Annotated in this window: 4 protein-coding genes and 1 pseudogene; 2 read left to right on the top strand and 3 right to left on the bottom strand. The window is 77.5% G+C overall.

The genetic code is table 11. From position 1 onward, the window contains the following. Positions 1-71: 71 nt before the first annotated feature. Complete coding sequence (locus tag ACFV0G_RS34800) at positions 72-1574, top strand: carboxyl transferase domain-containing protein (RefSeq protein WP_380556612.1); 1503 nt, start codon at positions 72-74, stop codon at positions 1572-1574. Positions 1575-1630: 56 nt separating this feature from the next. Beyond that, on the top strand, positions 1631-3451 hold the full coding sequence (locus tag ACFV0G_RS34805) for an alkyl/aryl-sulfatase (RefSeq protein WP_380556614.1): 1821 nt from the start codon (positions 1631-1633) through the stop codon (positions 3449-3451). Between the two features lie 28 nt (positions 3452-3479). On the opposite strand, the gene ACFV0G_RS34810 is transcribed toward ACFV0G_RS34805, so the two are convergent. The 3 genes and pseudogenes from ACFV0G_RS34810 to ACFV0G_RS34820 all read right to left on the bottom strand — a co-directional run. After that, positions 3480-4163: an ATP-binding cassette domain-containing protein gene (locus ACFV0G_RS34810; protein WP_380556616.1), complete on the bottom strand. Its 684-nt coding sequence runs from the start codon at positions 4161-4163 to the stop codon at positions 3480-3482. Continuing rightward, positions 4160-4909: an ABC transporter ATP-binding protein gene (locus tag ACFV0G_RS34815; protein WP_380556618.1), complete on the bottom strand. Its 750-nt coding sequence runs from the start codon at positions 4907-4909 to the stop codon at positions 4160-4162. Before ACFV0G_RS34815 ends, ACFV0G_RS34810 begins: the two co-directional genes overlap by 4 nt. Further along, a pseudogene (locus tag ACFV0G_RS34820) lies at positions 4906-5182 on the bottom strand (ABC transporter permease); the annotation flags it as partial. The gene ACFV0G_RS34815 and the pseudogene ACFV0G_RS34820, both read right to left, overlap by 4 nt.

Below are 5182 nucleotides of genomic sequence, written 5' to 3' on the forward strand. Positions count from 1 at the left end.
GGCCGACGCCGAGGCCCGTACCCTGGGCCCGGACGGGTGCCCGGCGGCACCCGCGGGAGACGGGGGTGCGCATGGACGGGGAGCGGGGCCTGACGGCCGTGCAGCTGATCGGGCTGGTCGCCGACCCGGGCAGCTTCCGCTGCTGGGACGAGCCGGTGGCGCACCCGGGCGCCGACGGTGCGTACGCGGCCTCGCTGGCGAAGGCCGCGGACCGCACCGGCCTCGACGAGGCGGTCACCACCGGCCGGGCCCTGGTCCACGGCGTCCCGGTGGCGCTGGTCGCCTCCGAGTTCGGCTTCCTCGGCGGCTCGATCGGGGTGGCCACCGCCGAACGGATCACCCGGGCGGTCGAGCGCGCCACCGAGGAGAGCCTGCCGGTGCTCGCCCTGCCGGTCTCCGGCGGCACCCGGATGCAGGAGGGCGCCGCCGCCTTCCTCTGCATGGTCCGCGTCACCGCCGCCGTCCAGGCCCACCAGGCCGCCGGCCTCCCCTACCTCACCTACCTGCGCAACCCGACCATGGGCGGGGTGTTCGCCTCCTGGGGCACGCTCGGCCACGTCGTGCTGGCCGAACCCGGTGCCCGGCTCGGCTTCCTCGGCCCCCGGGTGTACGAGGAGCTGCGCGGCGTGCAGCTGCCGCCCGGCGTGCAGCGGGCCGAGACGCTGGCCGCGCGCGGCCTGGTGGACGGCGTCGTCCCGCCGCAGGAGCTGCGCGAGCGGGTGCTGCAGGTGCTGTCGGTGCTCGGCACCCGGCCCGTACGGCAGCCGGTGCCGCCGGCCGAGCGGCCGAGCGGGCGGACGGCCGACGCCTGGGACTCCGTCCGGCGCAGCCGCCGCACCGACCGGCCCGGGGTGCGGGACCTGCTGGAGACGGGGACCGACGAGTACGTCCCGCTGGGTGCGCCCGGCGGCGGGAGCGGCGCGCTGGTGCGAGCCCTGGCCGTGTTCGGCCGGCGGCCGGCCGTGGTGGTCGGCCAGCAGCGCGGCGGGGACCGGCCGTTCACCGCGGCCGACCTGCGGGCGGTGCGGCGCACCGCCCGGACGGCCGAGCAGCTCGGACTGCCGCTGGTCACGGTGGTGGACACCGCCGGCGCGGAGCTCTCGGTGCAGGCCGAGCTCGACGGCGTGGCGGTGGAGATCGCGCAGTGCCTGAATCTGCTCACCGCGCTGCGCACCCCGGTGCTGGCGGTGCTGCTCGGGCAGGGCTCCGGCGGCGGCGCGCTGGCCCTGCTGCCCGCCGACCGGGTGATCGCGGCCGAGCACGGCTGGCTGTCGCCGCTGCCGCCGGAGGGCGCCTCGGCGATCGTCCACCGGGACGGCGGGCACGCCGCCGAGATGGCCCGCTCCCAGGGCATCGGGGCCTACGACCTGGCGGCGGTGGGCCTGGTGGACCAAGTGGTCGCCGAACTGCCGGACGCCGCCGACGAGCCGGGGCCGTTCTGCGCCCGGGTCGGGCAGGCGGTGGCGCTGGCCCTGGGCTCGCTCGCCGCGCTGCCCGCGGAGGAGCTCCGCCGGGCCCGGGCGGCCCGCAACCGCCGGCTCGGCGACCGGGCCGGCGGGTCCGCGGCGGGCTGACTCCGAGCGGGTGAACCGCCCGGCCGTCAGGCCGGGATCCGGCCTAGTGTGCCGGTATGACCGATTTGCCCTTCGCGGACACCCGGGACTTCGACAACGCCGACCGCGGCTTCATCGCCGGCGCCGCGGACGGCGCGGTCACCGGGCAGGACGGCCGGGTGGTCTGGGACGCCCGGGCGTACGCCTTCCTCGCCGAGGAGTGCCCGCCCACCGCACACCCCAGCCTGTGGCGGCAGGGCCGGCTCTGCGCCCGGCACGGGCTGTACGAGGTGGCCGAGGGGATCTTCCAGGTCCGCGGGCTCGACCTCTCCAACATGACGCTGATCGAGGGCGACACCGGGGTGATCGTCGTCGACCCGCTGATCTCCGTCGAGACCGCGGCCGCCGCGCTGGCCCTCTACCGCGAGCACCGCGGCCCGCGCCCGGTCACCGCGATGCTCTACACCCACTCGCACGCCGACCACTTCGGCGGGGCGCGGGCGGTCGTGCCGCCGGGCACCGAGGGCGTGCCGGTGCTCGCCCCGGCCGGCTTCATGGAGCACGCGGTCAGCGAGAACGTGTACGCGGGCACCGCGATGGCCCGGCGGGCGGTCTACATGTACGGCTCCGCGCTCCCCAAGGGCCCCGAGGGCCAGATCGGCTGCGGGCTGGGCACCACCACCTCCACCGGCGTGCTCAGCCTGGTCGCGCCGACCCTCGACATCACCCGCACCGGCCAGGAGGAGACCGTCGACGGGGTGCGGATGGTCTTCCAGCTCACCCCGGGCACCGAGGCGCCCGCCGAGATGAACTTCCTGCTGCCCGACCGGCGGGCGCTGTGCATGGCGGAGAACGCCACCCACACCCTGCACAACGTGCTGACCCTGCGCGGGGCCCAGGTCCGCGACCCGCGGATCTGGGCGCACTACCTGGACGAGGCGCTCACGCTCTTCGGGGACCGGGCGGACGTCGCCTTCGCCTCGCACCACTGGCCGACCTGGGGCGCCGAGGAGATCAGGGAGTTCCTCCACGGCCAGCGCGACCTGTACGCCTACCTGCACGACCAGACCCTGCGGCTGATCAACAAGGGCCTCACCGGCCCCGAGATCGCCGAGGAGCTCGCCGTGCCGCCGGCCCTGGAGCGGACCTGGGCGGCCCGCGGCTACTACGGCTCCTTCAGCCACAACGTGAAGGCGGTCTACCAGCGCTACCTGGGCTGGTTCGACGGCAACCCTGCCCACCTGTGGGAGCACCCGCCGGCCGAGCTCGCGGCCCGCTACGTCGCGGTGGCCGGCGGCAAGGACGCCGCGCTGGCCAAGGCGCTCGGCTACGCGGAGGACGGCGACCTGCGGTTCGCCGCCACCCTGCTGAACCACGTGGTGTTCGCCCATCCGGACGAAGAGGCGGCCCGGGACGCGCTGGCCGCCGTCTACGACCGGCTCGGCCACGGCGCGGAGAACGGCACCTGGCGGAACTTCTACCTCACGGCCGCCATGGAGCTGCGCGGCGGGCACGCCGACCCCCCGGTGGACGTCACCGACCCGGAGATCACCGCGGCCCTCGGCACCGGGCAGCTGATCGACACACTGGCGATCCGGATCGACGGCCCGCGCGCCTGGGACGTCCGGCTCACCCTGGACTGGCACCTCACCGACGAGGACCGGATCTGGCGGCTCACGCTCTCCAACGGCGCGCTCACCCACCGGGTCACCCCGGCCGACCGGCCGTACCAGGAGCCGGCCGACGCCACGCTGACCCTCACCAGGGCTCAGCTGCTCGCCGTCCTGGGCGGCAACCCGCCCGAGGGGGTCGCGGTGGTCGGCGATCCGGCCGCACTGTCCCGGCTGGTCGGCCTACTGGACACGGTCGACCCGAGGTTCCCGATCGTCACCCCGTAGGCGCTGCGCGGCGGCCGGGGGCTGCGGCTCAGGGCGCCGCGTCCCCCGGCCCGGCGGCGGCCAGCTCGGCCGGCTCGCCCGCGAACGCGACCCGGCCGCGCCGCAGCACGTACACCGCGCCGGCGCCGGCCAGGGTCGGCGGCAGCGACTGCGCGGCCAGCACGACCGTCAGGCCGTCCGCCGCCGAGGCCAGCAGATGGGCGTGCAGCCGGGCGGCCACCGCCGGCGCAAGACCGCGGTCCGGCTCGTCCAGCAGGAGCAGCCGCGGGCGGGCCAGCAGCGCCCGGCCGAGCGCGACCATCTGCTGCTGGCCGCCCGAGAGGGTGCCGGCCCGGCGGCCGAGCAGCGGGCCGAGCTCCGGCAGGTAGCCGCGCCACTCCTCGCCCACCGGGCCGCGCCCGGCCCCGGCGGCGAGGTTCTCGGCGACCGTCAGCGAGCCGAACACGGCCTGCGCCGCGGGCACCATGGCCAGGCCGAGCCGCGCCCGGCGGTACGCGTCCAGCCCGGTGACGTCCCGGCCGCCCCACCGGACCCTACCCGCGGCCGGGCGGAGCGCCCCGGCGAGCACCCGCAGCGCGGTCGTCCGGCCCGCGCCGTTACGGCCCAGCAGGACGGTCACCCGGCCGGCCGGGCAGGCCAGGTCGACCCCGTGCAGCGCCTCCAGCAGGCCGTACCCCGCCCGGACGCCGCGCAGTTCGGCCTCGACGGTCATGATCCGACCCAGGCGGTGGCCACCCGCGGGTCGGCGAGCACGGCGGCCACCGGGCCGCGCGCCAGGATCCGTCCGTCGGCCATCACGTACACCGCGTCGGCCAGCCGGGCGACCAGCTGGACGTCGTGCTCGACGAGGAGCAGCGCCATGCCCTCGGCGGCCAGCGCCCGCAGCACCGTGCCGAGCCGCGCGGTCTGGGCGAGGTCGAGGCCGGCGGCCGGCTCGTCCAGCAGCAGGACGCGCGGGGCGGCGGCGAGCGCCCGGGCCAGCTCCAGCAGCCGCAGCGCACCGGTCGGCAGCCGGTCGGCGGGCCAGTCGCGGACGGCCTCCAGCCCGAACAGCCGCAGCGCCCGGTCGGCGGCAGCGGCGCTCGCCGCACGGCCGCGGGCGGGCAGGCCGACCAGGCCGCGGACGGTGTTGCCGCGGCCCTGTTCGGCGCCGATCAGGACGTTCTGGCCGACCGTCAGACCGGGGAAGACGGCGATCTGCTGGAAGGTCCGGGCGAGCCCGAGCCCGGCCCGGGCGTGGTCGGGCAGCCGGGTGACGTCGCGGCCGGCCAGCAGCACCCGGCCGGTGTCCGGCCGGGCGACCCCGCTGAGGCAGTCGAACAGGGTGCTCTTGCCGGCGCCGTTCGGCCCGACCAGCGCGGTGACCCGGCCCGGCGGCACGGCCAGGTCCACGCCGTCCACCGCGGCGATCCCGCCGAACCGCCGGACCAGCCCGCGCGCGGTGAGGCCGGCCGTCACCCGGACGCCTCCGTGCCTGCGGACGTGTCGACATAACGACTCGTCGACTGCGCGTCGGCCTGCACGCCGGCAGCGGCGGCGCGCCCGGCGAGGGTGTGCCGCAGCCGCTCGCCGGCCGGCGTCAGCCGGGGTTCGGCCGCGGGCCGGGCCGACATCCGGCGCAGCGTGCCCGCGAGACCGCCGGGGATCCGGCCGATCGCGGTCGCCAGGACGCCGACCACCACGGCGGACACCCCGGCGACCGTGCCGGTGTCCAGGCCGACCAGCAGGCTG

The organism is Kitasatospora sp. NPDC059571 (assembly GCF_042735675.1).
Lineage (GTDB): Bacteria > Actinomycetota > Actinomycetes > Streptomycetales > Streptomycetaceae > Kitasatospora.

Excerpts from the sequence above, each read along its gene's own strand:
- ACFV0G_RS34800 (WP_380556612.1), top strand. The coding sequence starts at position 72 with ATGGACGGGGAGCGGGGCCTGACGGCCGTGCAGCTGATCGGGCTGGTC.
- ACFV0G_RS34805 (WP_380556614.1), top strand. The coding sequence starts at position 1,631 with ATGACCGATTTGCCCTTCGCGGACACCCGGGACTTCGACAACGCCGAC.
- ACFV0G_RS34810 (WP_380556616.1), bottom strand. The coding sequence starts at position 4,163 with ATGACCGTCGAGGCCGAACTGCGCGGCGTCCGGGCGGGGTACGGCCTG.